Origin of the sequence: Massilia sp. CT11-108, from assembly GCF_047302915.1 — a bacterium.
Classification (GTDB): Bacteria; Pseudomonadota; Gammaproteobacteria; order Burkholderiales; family Burkholderiaceae_D; genus Telluria; species Telluria orientalis.
Map to the genome: position 1 here is coordinate 40,189 of NZ_JBKYMO010000002.1, position 19,585 is coordinate 59,773.

Below are 19,585 nucleotides of genomic sequence, written 5' to 3' on the forward strand. Positions count from 1 at the left end.
CGACGCCATGAAGGCGGCAGCATGAAATGAGTGTGCTTAAGTTTGGGCTCCTTCGCCCCGGCTGTGTTCAATTTGTTCAATAGGTGAGATATGCATCAGCGAGATCCTGAGGTAGGACCAAGTGTGGTCGCAGCCAGTCTGCTTGCGCAAGAGCAACGGACTCACGTTGATACATCGCGTGCAGCCTTCTATCTATGTCGGAAACCCCAGACGATGCGTGTTTGGGTATCGACGGAACGGGGGCCAATACGTCCCATCCGCATCAATGGCCGGTTGGCCTGGCCAGTGGCTGAGATTCGACGGTTGCTTAGTCTTTGCTGATCACTGTGACGCCAGCGAAATACGGAAAAGTAGGGTAGTGCGGCTGCAGATTTTGCTCACCCATGAATTTATGGCAAAAATGCCCCTACCCTGCCATTAGGTGTCAGGTTGGCCCCCCCCTTTCACCCATTACCTAACCACGTTGGATTGTGGTTAGGTGGAAGGTTCCACCTAACCACTTCGCCGCCTGCGGAACTAGCTGCGCAAGGCGAGTTTAGACGAGCATTTGCAACCACGCCTGACCGAACTCGGCAACATGGACGCATCTTGTTCATTTGAGGTCAGCCCCATGAGTAGCCCTAAGTACAAAGGTCACACTACCTCCAGCTCGAACTATGTGCCGCTCGATCTCGAGCAGCGCACACACGTGGACACGGCGAGTGCTGCGTATCACTTGGGCCGCAAGGCGCAAACAATGCGAGTGTGGGCGTCGACGGAACAGGGGCCAATACGGCCGGTCCGGGTCAACGGTCGATTGGCTTGGCCTGTTGCCGAGATTCGCCAACTGCTCCGCTCGCCGCGATGTAGTTGAGATTAAGGTGGGAAAATGGTGGATGACGCACCAACGCCGGTTCCCAAAACTTTAAAAATTTGGCGTGTTTGCACTCCACCGACTGGGTTTCCAGCGAAGGGAGCGAACATCGTACGGAACTCTGGCGATGCTACTTTAGCATAGACCAAAAGTGCCCCCTGCTCGATACCTGTCGCATCAAATAGGAAATCACAGTAGATCCCATTGTCATGAGACGCGGTAGCACGCCAAACAAAACGAGGTAACGATGCGGTTAGTATTTCGAGCCCATCTTTGACCGTTCCGGCAACCACATCTTTTAATACCTCGGCCTTAAAATCGCTACCGGTAGTCAAGTAGATATCCCACTCCGGCCGCTGGAGGTGGGCGAAAAACTGAGCGCGCACCATCTCTATGAAACTGTCCAGCTCTAGGATCGTGTCATGTATTAGCTCGAATGGGATGCGGATCTTCTTGTATAGAGGAAGGAGCATCAGGAACGGAAGCGCAATTACTTCGCCGCCGGGGATATTGCTACGCCATTCGGTTTTCATGACGTCCAAAGTCGGGGCTGGGTTGCCAAAATGGGCTCCCGGGACAGTGGCAAAACGCATCCGAGCAAACGGGCCGAGTTGGTCATCATGAACGTATATTTTCCCGATTCGAGAGGACGCTAGCCTAAAACCAGTTTGCCCTGACGGAACTATAGGATCAGTACCGTATTCATAGCCGGCAACTGCTACGGCATGTCTACCGATGACGCGGAACGGTGTCGCACCGGTGGCGTCGTAGTCTACAAGCTGTATGCCAAAAAGAACTGGGATTTTCCCACGCATGTATGCGTATAGGGTGCTCTTAACCAAATGAGCATGCGATGCGCCAACAACCTGGGGTTCCAGGCCCACAGAATTAATAGCATATGCCATTTGCTGTGACGTAAGCCCCTTGTTTGGGAACGCCCTTGTATTTGGCATATCACCGTCCGGCAAACTTGCTGACCCCGCCTTAGTGATCTCCGTTGGAGAAAGTATCGGATGATGAAAATATCGCCCCGTGGCATGAAAGATCGACCAAAGAGCGCTAGTTGCGCAAGCAGCCGCTACACTATCTTGTTCTTGAAACGGAAGTGACTCAACAGAGAGGCTGATACCTGCAAGATTCGCGGTGTATCGTTGCACAACCGGAAAATTCCGGCGACCCTTCTCGGAAGGGTAGGTCTTAAGGCAGGTACGACCAATGATGGTCTGCGGGAGGGGTTTCACTACGACAAAGCCGAGGTAACTATCCTGCAGCGTTGCAATACTAAGTGGGGATGCCTCACCGGAAAGCAGGGCAACAAAATGCTCTTGAGTGAACTCAGAACTGAAAAAGTGAAGACGTGCCGTAACGCGGCGATAGTTGTGGAAGCAACTAACGTAGTAGCCTGTATAGTCGTGAAGGAAATCTTTATCAATATAGGCTGGCTCAAGTACGATAGTACGAGCGCCTAGTTGCTGTAGATATACCTCAAGGAAAGTGCGATGCATCTTTCCATTGACATGGTCTGCGGTCGATTCAGAGCAACTTGCCAGCAGTCGGACCAACTCTGCTGGGGTGTAAGGAAAGACCGTCAACGGTCAGACGGTGACAGGTTCGTGCAGTTCTTTAATGTCAACTGCGCGAGCTTTGGCCAAAACACCTACAGACGCTTCCGATAACGTTAAGGACTCGTGAATTTTTTGTTGGCCATAGGCACTAGCCAGCCAAGCAGCGATGGCATCAACAGACACCCCTACTGCGGCAGGAGCATCGCCAAGTTTAAAAAATTCCATGTTATCCCCGGGAGCAGGTGTTGGTTGTTAATTTTTCAATGCACCGTGTATGCGACAAAGTATATCTAGTTTGCCGTAATGCACAAAGCGCAGTTACAAAATATCTTGAAAGTAAGGAAAGGTTGCTGTTGTTTTTGGGAAACTTTAAACTGATACGGGAGCAAGGATTGGTTTGTTCCTAGATGAATTGCAGCAATCCGAAAATCCTACACTAAACCTACACGGCGCGTAGAAAGCAAAAAGCCCAACCATAAAGGCTGGGCTAAGTGCTTGATTCTATTGGTGCCGGCTGCAGGACTCGAACCCGCCACCTGATGATTACAAATCAACTGCTCTACCTGATGAGCTAAGCCGGCAATGTGGCCAGAATTATACCCTTATTTGATCCGGGTCAACGTGGGGCGTCCACCTTTTTTGGGTGGTTCGTCATCGTCGTCGGGTACATGCGACACCTCGGACGTCTTGGCCGGGACGGCAGCCAGGCCGGGAGCCGGGGCGGCTGCCGGTTCCGGTGCGGGCGCGGACAGGTCGGCGGCCGTCGTCGACACGTCGAAGGCCATGCCCTGGCCGTTTTCGTTGGCGTAGATGGCCAGCACGTTGTGGACCGGGATGTACAGCTCGCGCGAGACGCCGTTGAAGCGCGCCCGGAAGGTGATCGCGTCGTTGTCCATTTTCAGCCCGGAGGTCGCGCCGTAGCTGATGTTCAGAATGATCTCGCCCTTTTTCACGTATTCCATGGGAACCGTGGTGGCGGCGTCGACCTTGACGGCCAGGTAAGGCGTGTAGCCGCTGTCCGTGCACCATTCGTAAATGGCACGCAGCAGGTACGGCTTGGTGGAGATGTCGGGCATGGTGTGATCGGAATGATGCGAGATGTTACACGCCAGTGTACTTCGATTCGCCTGCGGCGGCGTAAACTGGCGTGCAACGGAGGTGGCGCGTTAACGGCGCATCACCTTTTCGGACGGGGTCAGGGCTTCGATGTAGGCCGGACGCGAGAAGATGCGCTCGGCATACTTCATCAGCGGTGCCGCGGTCTTCGACAGTTCGATGCCGTAGTGATCCAGGCGCCACAGCAGCGGAGCAATGGCCACGTCCAGCATCGAGAACTCGTCGCCCAGCATGTACTTGTTCTTCAGGAACAGCGGAGCCAGCGTCGTCAGGCGGTCGCGGATTTCGGCGCGCGCCTTGTCGTGGCTCTTGTCGCCCACCTTGTTGCGCTCGTTTTCGAGCGTGTTGACGTGGACGAACAGTTCCTTCTCGAAGTTGAACAGCATCAGGCGGGCACGGGCGCGCATGAGCGGGTCGGCCGGCATCAACTGCGGATGCGGGAAGCGCTCGTCGATGTATTCGTTGATGATGTTCGATTCGTACAGAATCAGTTCGCGCTCGACCAGGATCGGCACCTGGCCGTACGGATTCATCGTCGAGATGTCCTCGGGCTTGTTGAACAAATCCACGTCGCGCACTTCGAAGTCCATGCCCTTTTCGAACAGGACCAGGCGGCAGCGCTGGGAGAACGGGCACGTGGTGCCGGAGTAGAGAACCATCATGGTTTATAGTTCCTTCAAGAAACAAAGGGGTGAAGCGCCAGGCGGCTCACCCCGAATAGACATTGCCCGCATTATAACCGGGCAATCAACTCACTTTACGTCTTTCCAATAAGAAGCATTCAACGACCAGGCAAGGAAAGCGAATAATGCGAGGAAAATCACGACGATCGCGCCCAGGCGCTTGCGAAAATCGCGCGCCGGTTCGGCCATCCAGTCCATGAATCCGACCAGGTCGGCCACCTGCGTATCGAATTCCTGCTGACTCAGGGTGCCCGGAGTCACCTGCTCGAATCCGGCGAAGCGGTGCACGGTCTTGCCAGGCTCGTGCGGATCCGGTTCCTCGACCATCTTGACCGTACGCACACCCTGCAATTGCCACAGCACGTGCGGCATGGCGACGTTCGGCACGACCAGGTTGTTCCAACCGGTCGGACGGGCGTCGTCCTTGTAGAAAGTGCGCAGGTAAGTGTAGATGTAGTCGGGGCCGGACCCGGCACTCGAGGCGCGCGCGCGCGTGATTACCGACAGGTCCGGCGGCACGGCGCCGAACCAGGATTTCGCATCCGCGGGACGCATTGCGATCGTCATCATGTCGCCCACCTTCTCGCCCGAGAACAGCAGGTTGTTCTTGATCTGGTCTTCGCTCAAGCCCAGATCGCGCAGACGATTGTAGCGCATCGACGATGCGGAATGGCAGTTCAGGCAGTAGTTGACGAACAGCTTGGCGCCGTTTTGCAGCGACGCGATGTCGGTGCGTTCCGGCGCCCGGTCGAGCGCGACCGTCCCTTCGTTCGCGAACACGAATCCCGGCAGCAGGGCCAGGACCGCGAGCAGTTTTTTCGAGAAAAACATCATGGTTGTCCTTTGGCTAGTTTCCGGAATCAATGCGGGGTGAACGTGACACGCTTCGGTACCGGCTTGAACCGGCCCATCGCGCTCCACCACGGCATCAGGAGGAAGAAGCTAAAGTACAGCAGCGTGCAGGCCTGGGCGAGCAGCGTGTAGGCCGGGGTCGGCAGCTGGGTGCCGAGGTAGCCGAGCGTCAGGAACGCGACGAAGAACACCGCGTACACGTATTTGTGCCAGCTCGGGCGGTAGCGGATCGATTTCACCGGCGAATGGTCCAGCCATGGCAGCAGGGCCAGGATCACGACGGCCGAGCCGAACAGCACGACGCCCCAGAATTTCGCATCCAGCACTTGCGGCAGCATGCCGATCTCGGCCAGGATCGCGACGACGGTGATCGCGATCTTGGTCTTGTACGACAGGCGCGAACGCAGCCAGATGAACACGACGTACGCGGCAATGCCGGCCATCACGACCCACATGAAGTCGGACGTCGTCGCGCGCAGCACCGAGTAGAACGGCGTGAAGTACCAGGTCGGCGCGATGTGCGGCGGGGTCTTCAGCGAGTCGGCGGGCAGGAAGTTGTTGTATTCCAGGAAGTAGCCGCCCATCTCAGGCGCGAAGAACACGACGGCGCTGTAGATCAGCAGGAAGGCCGACACGCCGAACAGGTCCTTCGTCGTGTAGTACGGGTGCGAGGGGATCGTGTCGACGCCGTGGCCGTCCGGGCCCAGGTTTTCCTTGACCTCGATGCCGTCCGGGTTGTTCGAACCCACTTCGTGCAGCGCGATCAGGTGCGCGGCGACGAGGCCCAGCAGCACCAGCGGGATCGCGATCACGTGGAAGGCGAAGAAGCGGTTCAGCGTGGCGTCCGACACGACGTAGTCGCCGCGGATCCACAGCGACAGGTCCGGGCCGATGAACGGGATGGCGCTGAACAGGTTCACGATCACCTGGGCGCCCCAGTACGACATCTGGCCCCATGGCAGCAGGTAGCCGAAGAACGCCTCGGCCATCAGGCACAGGAAGATCGCGAAGCCGAACAGCCAGATCAGCTCGCGCGGCTTGCGGTACGAGCCGTACAGCAGGCCACGGGTCATGTGCAGGTACACGACGATGAAGAAGGCCGAGGCGCCGGTCGAGTGCATGTAGCGCACGAGCCAGCCCCACGGGACTTCGCGCATGATGTATTCGACGGAACCGAACGCGAGGTTGGCGTCCGGCTTGTAGTGCATGGTCAGGAAGATGCCGGTGACGATCTGCAGCACGAGCACCAGCATGGCCAGCGAGCCGAACAGGTACCAGATGTTGAAGTTCTTCGGGGCGTAGTAGCGGCCCCACTGGTCGTTCCACAGCTTCGACAGCGGGAAGCGGTCGTCGACCCAGGCAAGGGCCTTGTGGCTTTTCGGCGCGTCGGCCGGGAGTTTGGTGTCCTTGAACGCTGCGCCCATCTTATGCCTCGCCTTTCTCGTCTTTGCCGATCAAGATCTTGTTATCGGACAGGTACATGTACGGAGGAACATCGAGGTTGGCGGGGGCCGGCTTGTTCTTGAAGACGCGGCCCGACAGGTCGAATGTGGAACCGTGGCAGGGGCAGAGGAAGCCGCCGTGCCAGTCGTCCGGCAGGTTCGGCTGGGGACCTTCGGCAAAGCGGGCGGAGGGCGAGCAGCCGAGGTGGGAGCAGATGCCGACGACGACGAGCACTTCCTTGTGCTTGTCGTAGGCGCGGAATTCGTTCTTCGCGTATGCCGGCACCGGCATTTGATAGGGTTTATCGGAATTCGGATCGGCAACGAGGTTGTCGTTCTTCGGCAGACTGGCCAACATTTCGGGAGTGCGGCGGAGGATCCATACGGGCTTGCCGCGCCACTCCACGACTTTCAGTTCACCCGGTTTGACATCGGAAATATCCGCTTCGACCGGAGCACCGGCCGCCTTCGCTCGTTCCGAGGGCTGCAACGTACTGACCAGCACCCCGGCCGTTGAAACACCGACAACGCCACCCGCCGCGCATGTAGCCACGAGCAAGCCTCGCCGGCCTGAATCGACCTGCTTCTCATTACTCATACCAACTCCATTCGTCAAATGCGAAATGTTGCAATGCAATACGTTGCAAACCAGTAAAAGGCTTTTTTGCAACAGTCGATTATAGGTGAACAGTTTTGCAAATTAAAGAAAAAACGTTTGCCGTGTCAGGCGGCTTCCAAAAACGCCCGTTTTTGACTTGGACCACTTGGCCACATGGTTATCTCGCCGGATCGGATCGCCCCACGTTTCCTGTATCATCGCTGTGAACCTGACAAGGTTTTAAAAAACACAAGGGGGGTCCGTGATGGCTATGCTGGAAGAGTTCAAGAAATTTGCGATGAAGGGCAACGTCGTCGACCTGGCGGTCGGCGTGATCATCGGCGGCGCGTTCGGACGCATCGTCGATTCGCTCGTGCAGGACGTCATCATGCCCCCGATCGGCAAGCTGTTCGGCGGCCTCGATTTCGCCAGCTACTACATCCCGCTCAACGGCCAGGCATACGGCCTGCCGCTGGCCGAGGCCAAGAAGGCCGGCGCCGTGCTTGCGTACGGTAATTTCTTCACGATCCTGCTGAACTTCGTGATCCTTGCCTTCGTCATCTTCCAGATGGTGCGCCTGATGAACCGCATGCGTGCGCCGCTCACCAAAGCGGAAGAAGAGAAAGAGGTGGCCGCGGCGGTGGCAGTATCGGAAGAGGTCGTGCTGCTCCGTGAAATCCGCGATTCGCTGAAGCGCTGAACACAGGAGTTCCCCGATGCGCCGCTACTGGCTGCTGTTCGCGCAAACCGTCACGATCGCCCTCGGCATCTATGTCGTGATCGCGGCGCTGCGGCCGGCGTGGACGGGGCGCGCGCCGACCCAGGTCGGCGGGGTAGTGCCCGTGCTACAGGCGCCCGGCGGCGGCCCGGCGCCGGCCAGCTACCGCGACGCGGCCGGCCGCGCGATGCCGGCCGTCGTCAACATCCTCACCAGCAAGGCGTTGCGCGAAACGCATCCGCTGCTCAAGGATCCATTCTTCAAACGGTTTTTCGGCGACAAGATGCCGCCGCAGGAACAGATGGCCAGCCTGGGCTCCGGCGTGATCGTCAGCGGCGACGGCTATATCCTGACCAATTATCACGTCGTGGAAGGCGCCGACGAGATCGAGGTCGGCCTCGCGGACGGGCGCAAATCGGCCGCCAGCATCGTCGGCACCGATCCGGAAACAGACCTCGCCGTCATCCGCATCAAGGCGGATAAATTGCCCGTGATCGTGCTGGGCGACCCCGGGCAGGCGCGCGTGGGCGACGTCGTGCTCGCGATCGGCAATCCGTTCGGCGTGGGCCAGACCGTCACCCTCGGCATCATCTCGGCGCTGGGCCGCAACAACCTGCACATCAACCACTTCGAGAACTTCATCCAGACGGATGCCGCCATCAACTTCGGCAACTCGGGCGGCGCGCTCGTCGATACGCGCGGCAACCTGCTGGGCATCAACTCGGCCATTTATTCGCAAACGGGCGGTTCGGTCGGCATCGGCTTCGCGATTCCCGTGTCGACGGCGAAGACCGTGCTCGATTCCATCATCAAGCATGGCCAGGTCGTGCGCGGCTGGATCGGCGTCGAATCGCAGGACATCACGCCCGAACTGGCCGACAGCTTCGGCCTCCCGCGCGACCGCGGCGCCATCATCGCCGGCGTCGTGCGCGGTGGACCGGCCGACCGCGCCGGCATGCGTCCGGGCGATATCCTGCTGGCTGTCGAAGGCAAGAAAGTTGGCAGCACCAACGACATGATGAACCTCATCGCCGACCTGCCGCCCGGCGGCAAGGCGCAGATGACGGTCATGCGCAAGAACCGCGAGACGACCATCGCCGTGACCGTCGGCCGCCGTCCGCGCCAGACCCCCTGAACTTTGGATTATCTATGCATCTGCGCGACCTGACGCAATTCCTTTCCGAACTTAAAGAGAGCAATACCCGGCCGTGGTTCATCATGAACAAGCCCCGCTACGACATCCTGCGGGTCGAATTCCTGGAAGTGCTGACGGAACTGATCAAGGAGATCGGCCGGTTCGACAAGCAGATCGTCGCCTGCGACCCGAAGAAGGCGATGTTCCGCTTCCAGCGCGATACGCGCTTTTCGCACGACAAGACGCCGTATAAAACGCATTTCTCGGCCGGCATCGCGCCGGGCAACAAGCGCCGGCCCAGCGAAGGCGGCGGTCCGACCTATTACTTCCACATCGAAGCGGACGGTACGCTGCTGTATGGTGCGGGCGAATACCTGCCGCCGGCGGCGCGCCTGAAGGCGATTCGCGAGCACGTCGTCAACGATGCGACAGGTTTCGCCAAAATGTTGAAGAATAAACATCTGCGCGAAGCGTATGGCGACCTGCAGCCGGAAGACAAGCTGCAACGCCCGCCGAAGGGATTCGATCCGAACCATCCGCTGGTCGAATACCTGAAGCTGAAGAGTTATTTCGTCTGGAAGGAAGAGAAGCTGGACATCAACGCCCCGGACAAGCTCGTGCCGCAGCTTGCGCAGGGATTCAAGGACGCCACCGCGCTTGTCAACTGGCTGCGCGGGGTGCCGCAGACATTCGAAGAGTAAAGGGAGTCACACATGGCGTTGCACCACGCAGTCTCGGGTGAGCGGATCGCACTCCAGCGGGGCGAAGACGACATCGCGAATTTCACCTCGATCGCACTGATCAAGACGGATCACATGGAGTTGATCCGGCTCGTGATACCGAAGGAAAAACCGCTGCCGGAACATTGGGTCGAAGGCGAGATGACCTTGCTGTGCCTGGAAGGCGAGATCGCGTTCCAGGCCCACGGCCGCACGACGATCCTGCGGCCGAACGAGATGGTTTATCTCGCCGGCGGCGAGCCGCATGCGGTCCAGGCCAACCAGGATGCGGTCGCGTTGCTGACCATCCTGCTGCATCCGGGCGATAACACGGGTGGACCGACGCGGAGCACGCCCGCGCCGTAATCTCTGGATCAGGCCAGTTCGTCGCGCGGATCCCGCGCCAGCAGCCTGGTCACCATGTCGCTGGCGGAATCGCCATCGAACAGCACGCCGGCCACCGCATTGGTGATCGGCATGTCGACGCCCAGCCTGGCCGCCAGCTCGCGCACGGCCTTGGCGCAGGGTACCCCTTCGGCCACGTGGCCGAGTTCCCGGACGATCGTGTCGAGCGGTTTGCCCTGGGCCAGTGCCAGGCCTACGCGGCGGTTGCGCGACAGGTCGCCAGTGCACGTCAGGATCAGGTCGCCCATCCCCGTCAGGCCCATGAAGGTGCCCGCATGGCCGCCCAGCGCCGTACCGAGGCGGGTGATTTCCGCGAGGCCGCGCGTGATCAGCGCGGCGCGCGCATTCAGGCCGAGGCCGAGGCCGTCGGCCGTGCCGGTGGCGATGGCGAGGATGTTCTTGACGGCGCCACCTACTTCCACGCCAACCATGTCATCGCAGGAATACACGCGCATATTGCCGCCATGGACGAGCGCGACGACGCGGTCGCGCAGCGCCTTGTCGGTCGAGGCGACCGTCAGCGCGCACGGCAGGCCGCGCGCCACTTCCTGCGCAAACGACGGGCCGGACAGCGCGGCGGCCGGCACGGCATCGCCCAGCACTTCGCGCACGACCTGGTGCGGCAACAGGCCGGTCTCGTATTCGAAGCCCTTGCACAGCCAGACGATGTTCGGAATGGCGCGGCCCTTCAGTTGCAGCAGCAGCGGGCGCAGGCCGGCGACCGGGCAGGCCGCGATCAGCAGCGGCGCCTCGCCGGCGCTGTTCACGACATGCGCGACGGCGGCATCGAAGTCGGCCGTGACGTCCAGGCCGTCCGGGAACGGAAAGCCGGGCAGGTATTCGGTGTTTTCGCGCGCGCTGGCGGCTTGCGCCATCTGCGCGGGATTGCGTCCCCACAGCAGGACGTCGTGGCGCGCGGCGAGCGCGATCGCCACCGCCGTGCCCCAGGCGCCGGCACCGAGGACGGTGATTTTTTGGGGTGGTTTCGGTTCGTGCATGGGTATCGAAATACGGGCTAGATGCCCCAGATGTCGGAAGCCTTGACGTAGCCGCTGGTGCCGTCGCGGTGGCGCACGCGCACCCAGTTGCCGGCTTCCGGATCGACGAGCTCGAGCAGGACGTTTTTTTCGGCCGTCATCACGACGGGCGCATTCTCGTCGGGCGCCGAACGCACCCTGGCGGACGCGACGCGCACGATGACGTTGCGCTTCGCCGACAGGTTTTTCGCTTCGGTCCAGGCCATGTCGCCGGTGGCGTCTCTGATCTTGACCCAGTCGCCGTAGCTGAGGACGACCTCGACCGGCATGCCGCTGGGCGCGACGTACAGCTTGCCGCTGCGGGTGGACGGGGCGTCGTACAGGATCACGGCATGCGCGCCGACCGTCTTGAAATCGAACGCGGCGGCCGCGCACGATGCCAGCAGCAGCAAGCAGCCTGCAATGAGTCGGTGGCGGAAGCGGATGGGGCGCATGTGGGCCTTTGAAGACGTGTCTGCCGAAAGTCGGCATACACGTCAAAGAAACAAGGCGTCCGGCCCCGCCCGGGACGGGCGAAGCGGGACGCCCGGGATATTACTGGTTACCAGCCGGCGTGCCTGCAGCGGCAGCCTGCTCGGCCAGCGCCTGGCGGCGCTGCTGGTAGAACACTTCGAAGTTGATCTCGGCCAGGTGGACCGGCGGGAAACCGGCGCGGGTGATCACGTCGGCGATGTTCGCACGCAGGTACGGGTAGATGATGTTCGGGCAACCGATGCCCAGCAGCGGATCCATCTGCTCGGCCGGGATGTTACGGGCTTCGAAGATACCTGCCTGCTTGCCTTCGGCCAGGAAGGCCACTTTGTCCTTGACCTTGGCGGTCACGGTGATGGTGACGGTCGATTCGTAGATGCCATCGGCAATGCCTTCGGCGCCGACGTCCAGCGCGACCTCGATGGTCGGGGCTTCCTGCTCCAGGAAGATCGCCGGGGAATTCGGTTGTTCCAGCGACAGATCCTTCAGGTAAATACGCTGGATTTGGAATACGGGTTGCAGGTTTTCGTCAGCCATGGAACGCTTTCGTGTAATTGTAAGAAGAATGGCATAGCCTGCCATTCGAGGTGCTTGACTTGTCAAGGCGCCGGCAATTGTATCAAAACCAATTCGGTTTCAATAGTTTGCCGGGGCCTGGCCAAGCCAGCACCGATCAGGCTGCTTCGCCCTTCAGCAGCGGGTCCAGGCGGCCCGCCTGGTCGAGCGCGTACAGGTCGTCGAAGCCGCCCACATGGGTATCGCCCACGTAGATCTGCGGCACCGTACGGCGGCCCGTGCGCTGCATCATGATGGCGCGCTGTTCCGGATCAAGGTCGACACGGATGCGTTCGATGTCGCTCACGCCCTTGGCTTCCAGCAGACGCTCGGCGCGCACGCAGTAGGGGCAGCTGGCGGTGTGATAGAGGACAACATGGGCTGTCATGGCAGTATCCTTTCAAATTATTTGATCAGGGGCAGGCCGGCAGCCGTCCAGGCCGCGATGCCGCCTTCCAGGCCATAGATATCTTCGAACCCTGCCGCTTTCAACAGGCGCGCCGCTTTAGTGGCGTGTTTGCCGTCCTGGTCGACGACAACGATGGTCTTGATTTTCGACTTGTCCAGCTCGCCGGTGCGATTGCCCAAGTCTGCCAGCGGAATGTGTTTCGCGTCGCGCAGGTGCCCGTTGGCAAAGGCTTCGGCGCTGCGCACATCGATCACGGCGGTGGATTTACCGCGGTTGAGCATCTGGGTGGCCTGCAGCGGGGAGGCCACGCGGCCACGCGGCGCGAGCGACAACCACAGCAGGGCGCCCCCCGACAAAAGAGCGATCGCGACAGTGATGAAATGGTCGATGATGAATTTCACGAAGGTTCCGTTGGTTGAACTGAATCATCGCATTATAAAATAGAAGTCGGATCGGTATTTCTTGCTCACTTTTTTCTATAAAGCACCTATGTACAAAATCGTATTCATGCGCCACGGCGAGTCCACCTGGAACCTCGAGAACCGTTTCACCGGCTGGACCGATGTCGACCTGACCGAAAAAGGGGTCAATGAAGCCAAGCTGGCCGGCCGCCTGCTGAAGGAAGCCGGCTTCACCTTCGACCTGGCCTATACCTCGGTCCTGAAACGTGCGATCCGCACCCTGTGGCTGGCCATGGACGAGATGGACATGATGTGGCTGCCGGTCAAGAACGACTGGCGCCTGAACGAGCGCCACTACGGCGCGCTGCAGGGCCTGGACAAGGGCGAGACCGCCGCCAAGTTCGGCGACGAGCAGGTGCTCGTATGGCGCCGCAGCTACGACACCCCGCCGCCGGCGCTGGAAGCGAACGATCCGCGCACGTCCTTCAACGACCCGCGCTACGCCGGCCTCGACAAGGCCGAGATCCCGCTGACGGAATGCCTGAAGGACACCGTCGCCCGCGTGATGCCGGCCTGGGACGAGGAAATCGCCCCGGCCATCCGCGCCGGCAAGCAGATCCTGATCTCGGCCCACGGCAACAGCCTGCGCGCCGTGATCAAGATGCTGGACAACATCAGCGACACGGACATCGTCGGCCTGAACATCCCGAACGGCACCCCGCTCGTGTATGAACTGGACGCGGACCTGAAGCCGATCCGCCACTACTACCTGGGCGACCAGGCAGCGATCGCGGCCGCCATGGCCGCCGTGGCCAACCAAGGGAAGGCGAAGTAAGTCTTGCGTTTTTCCTTCGTGAAGTCGACGTCCGCGGGCCTGTCCGCCCGCGGCAAACTGGTCTGCGGCCTGCTGGCCTGTGCGTTCGCCTTCGGCAGCGTGCAGGCGGCGCCGCGCCAGACCACGCGCAGCAAGGAGAAGGCCGCCGCCGAGGCGGCGCGCGCCGGCATCCAGCAAAAGCTCAATGTGCTCAAGAAGGACATCAGCCGCACCGAGAGCGAAAAGGAAGACGCGGCCGACGAGCTGGCGGAATCGGAAGAAAAGATTTCCGACGCCAACCGCTCGCTGCGCGAACTTGCGGACGAGCAGGCCGAGACCAATACCAGGCTGAAGGATCTCGCGACCGAAGAGGCGAGACTTGGCGACACCATCGCGGCCCAGAAGCGCCAGCTGGCGAAGCTGTTGCGCCAGCACTATATCGCCGGCAACGAGGACCGCATCAAGCTGCTGCTGTCCGGCGATAACCCGAACCGGATCAACCGCGACCTGCAGATGATGGCCTACGTCTCGCAGGCGCAAGCGAAATTACTGAATTCCCTGCGCACGAACCTGGCGGCCGTCGAGGCGAACCACGCCGAGACGCAGAACGCCAGGGACGAGCTGGAAGAAATTGCACAAGAGCAGAAGTCGCAAAAGGCGCTGCTCGAAAAGGAAAAGGCCAAACGGGCCGCCCTGCTGGCGAACCTGTCGAGCAAGCTGACGGACCAGCGCAAGCAGGCGAGCCGCCTGGAACGGGACGAGCAGCGCATGAGCGGCCTCGTCGACCGCCTGACGCGCCTGATCCGCGAACAGGAAATCGCCGCCGCGGCCGAGCGCAAGCGCCAACAGGAACTGGCCGCCGCGCGCGCGAAAGCGGCCGCCGAGGCGAAACAACGTGCGCTGGCGCGGGCCAGGGCGCAGCGCGAAGAGCGCGAACGCCTGGCGCGCGAAGCGGCCAAGGAAGCGGCCAAGACGGGCAAGCCCGTCAAACCGTTGCCGCCGCCGAAACCCGAGCCGGAAGAGACGCGGGTGGCCGAGGAGCCGGCACCGAAACCGGAAGCACCGCAGCGTTCGGCCGACACGGCACTGGCCGCCGACCTGCCGAGCGGCGCGTTCGAAAGCCTGCGCGGCCGCCTGCCGGCGCCGATCTCCGGCAAGATCGCGGCCCGTTTCGGCGCCAAGCGCGGCGATGGTCCGACGTGGCGCGGCATGTTCATCAAGGCCCCGGAAGGCACCGACGTGCGCGCCATCGCGGCGGGGCGTGTCGTGTTCGCCAACTGGATGCGCGGCTACGGCAACCTGATCATCATCAACCACGGCGGCGAGTACCTGTCGATCTACGGCAACAACCAGACCCTGGTGAAGCAGGCCGGCGACGCGGTCAAGCCGGGCGACGTCATCGCCAGTGCCGGCAATACCGGCGGTAACGAGGAATCGGGGCTATACTTCGAGCTCAGGCATCTCGGAAAAGCGTTCGATCCTTCGAGCTGGATCAGGTTCTAATTTCCGGAAGCACAATCCAGGGAACAGCATGGGCAAGAAACTCAAGAACCTCGGTCTCATCGGCCTCGGCATGGTGGCCGGGGTGGCCGCCTCGGTCCAGTATTCGGCGCTGGCACAAAAGGGCGGCGATGCGCCCCTGCCGCTGGACGAGCTGCGTCAGCTGGCCGACGTGTATGCCCTGATTAAAAGCGATTACGTCGAGAAGGTCGACGACAAGAAGCTGCTGTCGGACGCCATCGCCGGCATGGTGAATTCGCTGGATCCGCATTCCGTGTACCTGGACCAGAAGGATTTCGCCGAGATGCGCGAAGAGGTGCAGGGCCGCTTCGTCGGCCTCGGCATCGAGGTCGCGATGGAAGACGGCTACGTCAAGATCGTCTCGCCCATCGAGGATTCGCCCGCCTACCGCGCCGGCATCAAGGCGGGCGACCTGATCACGCGCATCGACAATGTGCCGGTGAAAGGCCTGTCGCTGGACGATGCCATCAAGCGCATGCGCGGCGAGCCGCACAGCAAGGTGATGCTGACCATCGCCCGCCGCGGCGCGGACGCGCCGTGGGTCGTGCCGGTCGAGCGCGAGGAAATCAAGGTGGCCAGCGTCAAGGCGAAGATGATCGAGCCCGGCTATGCCTGGCTGCGCATCAACCAGTTCCAGGAAGAGACCGTCGACGACGTCGCGGACAAGTTGAAGGACCTGTACGCCCGCAATCCGAACATCAAGGGTCTCGTGCTGGACCTGCGCAACGACCCGGGCGGCCTGCTGCCGAGCGCGATCGGCGTCTCCGCCGCCTTCCTGCCGGCGAACGACGTGATCGTCTCGACGAAGGGCCAGCTGGCCGAGTCGAACGCCACGTTCTACGGCCGGCGCGAATTCTATGCCGTCAAGCCGGGCGCCGATCCGCTGGCGAAATTGCCGGCCGCGCTGAAGACCGTGCCGATGGTGGTGCTGGTCAACACGGGCTCGGCCTCGGCGTCGGAAATCGTCGCGGGCGCGCTGCAGGATTACAAGCGCGCCATCGTGATGGGCAGCCAGACGTTCGGCAAGGGTTCCGTGCAGACCCTGCGCCAGTTGACGCCCGACACGGCCGTGAAGCTGACGACCGCGCGCTACTTCACGCCGAAGGGCCGCTCGATCCAGGCGCTGGGCATCGTGCCGGACCTGAAGGTCGACGAGACGCCGGAAGGCGACGGCCTGAACGCCGTGCGCGTGCGCGAGGCGGACCTCGATCACCACCTGACCAACGAGGCGGCCGACAGCAAGAGCGCGAACGCGAAGCGCCGCGACGAGCTCGAGGAAGAGCAGTTCACCATGGCCGCGCTGAAGAATGCGAAACCGGTCGAGTTCGGCGGCAAGGATGACTTCCAGCTGGCGCAAGCCCTGAATCACTTCAAGGGCTTGAAAGTGCAGCTCGCCAAGGCCGATCCGGACGAGGACAAGCCCGCGCCGGCCAAGCTGCCGGGCCAGGAGCCGAAGCCGGCCGAGATCAAGGACGACGCCAAGCCGTCTGCACCGAAGCGATGAACGACCAGCAACTGCTTCGCTATTCGCGCCATATCCTGCTCGACGAGATCGGCATCGAAGGCCAGGCGCGCTTCCTGGCCGCGCGCGTGCTCGTGATCGGCGCCGGCGGTCTCGGCTCGCCGGCCGCGCTGTATCTCGCCGCGGGCGGCGTGGGCCGGTTGACGCTCGTCGACGACGACACCGTCGACCTGACGAATTTGCAGCGCCAGGTCATGCACACGACGGCCCGCGTGGGCCAGCCCAAGGTCGAGTCCGGCCGTGAAGCCCTGCACCAGATCAATCCCGAGGTCGAGGTCGTCGCCTTGCGCGAACGCGCCGATGCCGCACGTTTAGGGGAACTCGTGCGCGATTCCGATGTCGTACTCGACTGCAGCGACAACTTCGCCACGCGCCATGCCGTCAACCGCGCCTGCGTTGCCGCCGGCGTCCCGCTCGTCGCGGGCGCCGCGATCCGTTTCGACGGGCAGATCTCGGTCTTCGACGTGCGCGACCCCGCTTCGCCCTGCTATGCCTGCCTGTTCCCGGAGGACGGCAAGTTCGAGGAAGTGGCATGCAGCACGATGGGCGTGTTCGCGCCGCTGGTCGGCATCATCGGCGCCATGCAGGCGGCCGAGGCGCTGAAGCTGCTGGCCGGAAGCGGCCGTTCGCTGGCCGGCCGGCTGCAGATGCTGGATGCGCGCGCCATGGAGTGGACGGAGATCGGCGTGGCGCGCAATCCGTGCTGCCCCGTTTGCGCGGGGCGTCCCGGCGTAGAATGAGTCGCGGCGCACGTAGAAGGTGTCTTTCTGCGCCGTCTATCTTACAATTAGACAATTTTCCTGACGAGTTGGAACATTTTCCAAACGACTTTTAACCTCATCCCCGCTCGTTCGGCCTTATACTGTTTTTTCGACCACTTCCATCACATCTATGCAGAACTTCAAGCATCGTTTCGCACGGCAGCGCCGCCAGCGCGGTTTCACCCTCGTCGAAATCATGGTCGTCGTGGTCATCATCGGCATCCTGGGTGCGCTCGTCGTTCCCAAGCTGCTGGGCCGTACCGGCGAGTCGCGCGTGACCGCGGCCCGCGTCGACATCGCCACGCTGATGTCGGCACTGAAGATGTACAAGCTCGATAACCAGCGCTATCCGACCACGGAGCAGGGCTTGCAGTCCCTCGTCCAGAAGCCGACCAGCGGCCCGGCCGCCAACGGCTGGAAGGAAGGCGGCTACATCGACAAGCTGCCGAAGGACCCGTGGGGCAATCCGTACCAGTACCTGTCGCCTGGCCTGCACGGCGAGATCGACGTGTTCTCGCTGGGCGCGGACGGCCAGCCGGGCGGTACCGGCGAGGATGCCGACGTCGGTTCGTGGGACAACAAATAACGTAGGTGTGTCGATGACCACGCGCGCGCCGGGCCGCGCCGGCGGCTTCACCCTGGTGGAGATCATGGTCGTGATGGTCATCATCGGCATCACGCTGGGGCTGGCCAGCCTCAACGCCATTCCCAGCCCGCACCAGGACCTGCAGAAGGAGGCGCAGCGTATCGCGCTGCTGCTGCAGCTGGCGCGCGACGAAGCGATCGTGCGCAACCGCCTCGTCGCCTTCGAAGCCACGCCCGAGCGTTACCACTTCCTCGTGCGTACCGAAACGCGCTGGCAACCGATCGCGAACGACGACATGCTGCGCGAGCGCGACTTCAAGAATGCCCCGCTGACCCTGCTGCTGGATCCGACCAGCGCGGGTACCCTGAATCCGCTGCGCATCACGTTCGGCAGCGAACCGGTCGACAAGCCGTTCGTGCTCACGCTGGCCAGCGGCAACGACCGCGTCGCCATCCGCGCCGACGGGGTCGGGCACTTCACGGTGGAGTGAAGAGGTCAATCATGCGCGCCATGCGATTCCCGAACCGGCAACGCGGCTTCACGCTGCTCGAAGTGCTCGTGGCTCTCGTCATCGTGGGCACGGCGCTGGGCGCGGGCCTGCGCGCCGTCGGCAGCCTGAGCGCCAACGGCAGCGGCCTGCGCGCCTCGATGATGGCGACGTGGTCGGCCGAAAACCGGCTCGTGCAGATCCGCCTGGGCAAGGAATTCCCCGACATCGGCAAGCACAGCTTCGATTGCCCGCAGGGCGACCTGCACCTCGTGTGCCAGGAAGAAGTGATCGCCAGCCCGAACCCGCGCCTGCGCCGGGTCGAGGTCTCCGTGTACGACATCGAAAACCCCAACCGGCGCATCGTCAAGCTGGTCCAACTCGTGTTGAAGCCGTGGCGATGACGAACTCTTCCCCGGCCCGCGGCTTCACCCTCGTGGAGCTGCTCGTGGCGATCAGCATCCTGGCCATCGTCGCCGTGCTCGGCTGGCGCGGGCTGGACGGCATCGTGCGTGCCCGCGTGGCCCTCACGCAGCAGATGGAAACGACGCGCGGCATGCAGCTGGCCTTCGCCCAGATGCAGAGCGACTGCGAACACATCGCCCAGCGCGACGTCGTCGACCAGCGGCCCTATCTCCTCGTCGGCGCCGACCGCCTGACGCTCGTGCGCGAAGTGTTCGCGGAAAACCAGCCGTCGCGGCTGCAGGTGGTCGCGTACCGCATCGTCAACGGCACCTTGATGCGGCGCGAGTCGCAGCCGACGCGCGACCTCGTCCAGCTCGACGCGCTGTGGCAGGCCGTCACCAGCGATGCCGACACCAACCCGGCCGTGGCCATCCAGACCGGCGTGACGGGGATGCAGGTCGCGACCTGGCTCAACAACTCGTGGCGCCAGGGCGGCGTCGATCCCGGCGCGAATGCGGCGGGCACGGGCC

24 protein-coding genes and 1 tRNA gene are annotated in these 19,585 nt (G+C 62.1%); 12 read left to right on the forward strand and 13 right to left on the reverse strand.

The window, feature by feature from the left end; genetic code table 11:
• Positions 1–855: 855 nt before the first annotated feature.
• The 8 genes from ACEN88_RS00585 to petA all read right to left on the reverse strand — a co-directional run bounded on the left by ACEN88_RS00585 (position 856) and on the right by petA (position 7,109).
• On the reverse strand, positions 856–2,358 hold the full coding sequence (locus tag ACEN88_RS00585) for a hypothetical protein (RefSeq protein WP_413336906.1): 1,503 nt from the start codon (positions 2,356–2,358) through the stop codon (positions 856–858).
• A 90-nt stretch (positions 2,359–2,448) separates the two neighbouring features.
• Positions 2,449–2,643 carry a hypothetical protein gene (locus tag ACEN88_RS00590; protein ID WP_413336907.1) on the reverse strand — a complete coding sequence of 65 codons (195 nt, stop codon included), beginning with the start codon at positions 2,641–2,643 and terminating at the stop codon, positions 2,449–2,451.
• A 280-nt stretch (positions 2,644–2,923) separates the two neighbouring features.
• Positions 2,924–2,999 (reverse strand) — tRNA-Thr (locus tag ACEN88_RS00595).
• Between the two features lie 21 nt (positions 3,000–3,020).
• Positions 3,021–3,494 carry a ClpXP protease specificity-enhancing factor gene (locus ACEN88_RS00600; protein ID WP_413336908.1) on the reverse strand — a complete coding sequence of 158 codons (474 nt, stop codon included), beginning with the start codon at positions 3,492–3,494 and terminating at the stop codon, positions 3,021–3,023.
• 90 nt (positions 3,495–3,584) lie between these two features.
• The gene (locus ACEN88_RS00605) at positions 3,585–4,196 is read right to left on the reverse strand and encodes a glutathione S-transferase N-terminal domain-containing protein (RefSeq protein ID WP_036231132.1); all 612 of its coding nucleotides are present in this window, start codon (positions 4,194–4,196) and stop codon (positions 3,585–3,587) included.
• A 90-nt stretch (positions 4,197–4,286) separates the two neighbouring features.
• Positions 4,287–5,048 (reverse strand): cytochrome c1, encoded by a 762-nt coding sequence (locus ACEN88_RS00610; protein WP_413336909.1) that lies wholly within the window; start codon positions 5,046–5,048, stop codon positions 4,287–4,289.
• 29 nt (positions 5,049–5,077) lie between these two features.
• A complete protein-coding gene (locus ACEN88_RS00615) occupies positions 5,078–6,493 on the reverse strand; it encodes a cytochrome b (RefSeq protein ID WP_413336910.1) in 1,416 nt (471 codons plus the stop codon).
• Position 6,494: 1 nt separating this feature from the next.
• A complete protein-coding gene (gene petA, locus ACEN88_RS00620) occupies positions 6,495–7,109 on the reverse strand; it encodes a ubiquinol-cytochrome c reductase iron-sulfur subunit (protein WP_413336911.1) in 615 nt (204 codons plus the stop codon).
• Positions 7,110–7,374: 265 nt separating this feature from the next.
• Between petA and mscL the strand changes: the two genes are divergently transcribed.
• The 4 genes from mscL to ACEN88_RS00640 are packed head-to-tail and all read left to right on the forward strand — an operon-like array spanning position 7,375 to position 10,047.
• Positions 7,375–7,809, forward strand: a complete 435-nt coding sequence (mscL, locus tag ACEN88_RS00625) for a large conductance mechanosensitive channel protein MscL (RefSeq protein WP_413336912.1) — start codon at positions 7,375–7,377, stop codon at positions 7,807–7,809.
• Between the two features lie 16 nt (positions 7,810–7,825).
• A complete protein-coding gene (locus ACEN88_RS00630) occupies positions 7,826–8,962 on the forward strand; it encodes a Do family serine endopeptidase (RefSeq protein WP_413336913.1) in 1,137 nt (378 codons plus the stop codon).
• A 14-nt stretch (positions 8,963–8,976) separates the two neighbouring features.
• Complete coding sequence (locus ACEN88_RS00635) at positions 8,977–9,663, forward strand: DUF2461 domain-containing protein (protein WP_413336914.1); 687 nt, start codon at positions 8,977–8,979, stop codon at positions 9,661–9,663.
• A gap of 12 nt (positions 9,664–9,675) precedes the next feature.
• Positions 9,676–10,047, forward strand: coding sequence for a cupin domain-containing protein (locus ACEN88_RS00640; RefSeq protein ID WP_413336915.1), 372 nt, complete (start codon positions 9,676–9,678; stop codon positions 10,045–10,047).
• Between the two features lie 8 nt (positions 10,048–10,055).
• On the opposite strand, the gene ACEN88_RS00645 is transcribed toward ACEN88_RS00640, so the two are convergent.
• The 5 genes from ACEN88_RS00645 to ACEN88_RS00665 form a co-directional block, all read right to left on the reverse strand.
• A complete protein-coding gene (locus tag ACEN88_RS00645) occupies positions 10,056–11,084 on the reverse strand; it encodes an NAD(P)H-dependent glycerol-3-phosphate dehydrogenase (protein WP_413336916.1) in 1,029 nt (342 codons plus the stop codon).
• Positions 11,085–11,101: 17 nt separating this feature from the next.
• Complete coding sequence (locus tag ACEN88_RS00650; RefSeq protein WP_413336917.1) at positions 11,102–11,557, reverse strand: SH3 domain-containing protein; 456 nt, start codon at positions 11,555–11,557, stop codon at positions 11,102–11,104.
• Between the two features lie 100 nt (positions 11,558–11,657).
• Entirely contained in the window at positions 11,658–12,131 is a 474-nt protein-coding gene (gene secB, locus ACEN88_RS00655; protein ID WP_056134424.1) for a protein-export chaperone SecB, read from the reverse strand.
• 136 nt (positions 12,132–12,267) lie between these two features.
• Positions 12,268–12,537, reverse strand: a complete 270-nt coding sequence (grxC, locus tag ACEN88_RS00660) for a glutaredoxin 3 (protein WP_413336918.1) — start codon at positions 12,535–12,537, stop codon at positions 12,268–12,270.
• A 17-nt stretch (positions 12,538–12,554) separates the two neighbouring features.
• Positions 12,555–12,959 carry a rhodanese-like domain-containing protein gene (locus ACEN88_RS00665; RefSeq protein WP_413336919.1) on the reverse strand — a complete coding sequence of 135 codons (405 nt, stop codon included), beginning with the start codon at positions 12,957–12,959 and terminating at the stop codon, positions 12,555–12,557.
• A gap of 88 nt (positions 12,960–13,047) precedes the next feature.
• Between ACEN88_RS00665 and gpmA the strand changes: the two genes are divergently transcribed.
• From gpmA to ACEN88_RS00705, 8 genes are all read left to right on the forward strand, one after another.
• The gene (gene gpmA / locus ACEN88_RS00670) at positions 13,048–13,794 is read left to right on the forward strand and encodes a 2,3-diphosphoglycerate-dependent phosphoglycerate mutase (protein ID WP_413336920.1); all 747 of its coding nucleotides are present in this window, start codon (positions 13,048–13,050) and stop codon (positions 13,792–13,794) included.
• A gap of 69 nt (positions 13,795–13,863) precedes the next feature.
• The gene (locus ACEN88_RS00675; protein WP_413336924.1) at positions 13,864–15,276 is read left to right on the forward strand and encodes a murein hydrolase activator EnvC family protein; all 1,413 of its coding nucleotides are present in this window, start codon (positions 13,864–13,866) and stop codon (positions 15,274–15,276) included.
• Positions 15,277–15,304: 28 nt separating this feature from the next.
• Complete coding sequence (locus ACEN88_RS00680) at positions 15,305–16,798, forward strand: S41 family peptidase (RefSeq protein WP_413336921.1); 1,494 nt, start codon at positions 15,305–15,307, stop codon at positions 16,796–16,798.
• Complete coding sequence (locus ACEN88_RS00685) at positions 16,795–17,556, forward strand: HesA/MoeB/ThiF family protein (RefSeq protein WP_371771676.1); 762 nt, start codon at positions 16,795–16,797, stop codon at positions 17,554–17,556. Before ACEN88_RS00680 ends, ACEN88_RS00685 begins: the two co-directional genes overlap by 4 nt.
• Before the next feature lie 151 nt (positions 17,557–17,707).
• Positions 17,708–18,163: a type II secretion system major pseudopilin GspG gene (gene gspG, locus ACEN88_RS00690; RefSeq protein ID WP_371764243.1), complete on the forward strand. Its 456-nt coding sequence runs from the start codon at positions 17,708–17,710 to the stop codon at positions 18,161–18,163.
• A gap of 13 nt (positions 18,164–18,176) precedes the next feature.
• Positions 18,177–18,653: a type II secretion system minor pseudopilin GspH gene (gene gspH / locus ACEN88_RS00695; protein WP_371764244.1), complete on the forward strand. Its 477-nt coding sequence runs from the start codon at positions 18,177–18,179 to the stop codon at positions 18,651–18,653.
• 11 nt (positions 18,654–18,664) lie between these two features.
• A complete protein-coding gene (gene gspI / locus ACEN88_RS00700; RefSeq protein ID WP_413336922.1) occupies positions 18,665–19,054 on the forward strand; it encodes a type II secretion system minor pseudopilin GspI in 390 nt (129 codons plus the stop codon).
• Positions 19,051–19,585 (forward strand): type II secretion system protein J (locus ACEN88_RS00705; protein ID WP_413336923.1); only part of this gene is annotated, 535 nt, incomplete at its 3' end. The genes gspI and ACEN88_RS00705, both read left to right, overlap by 4 nt.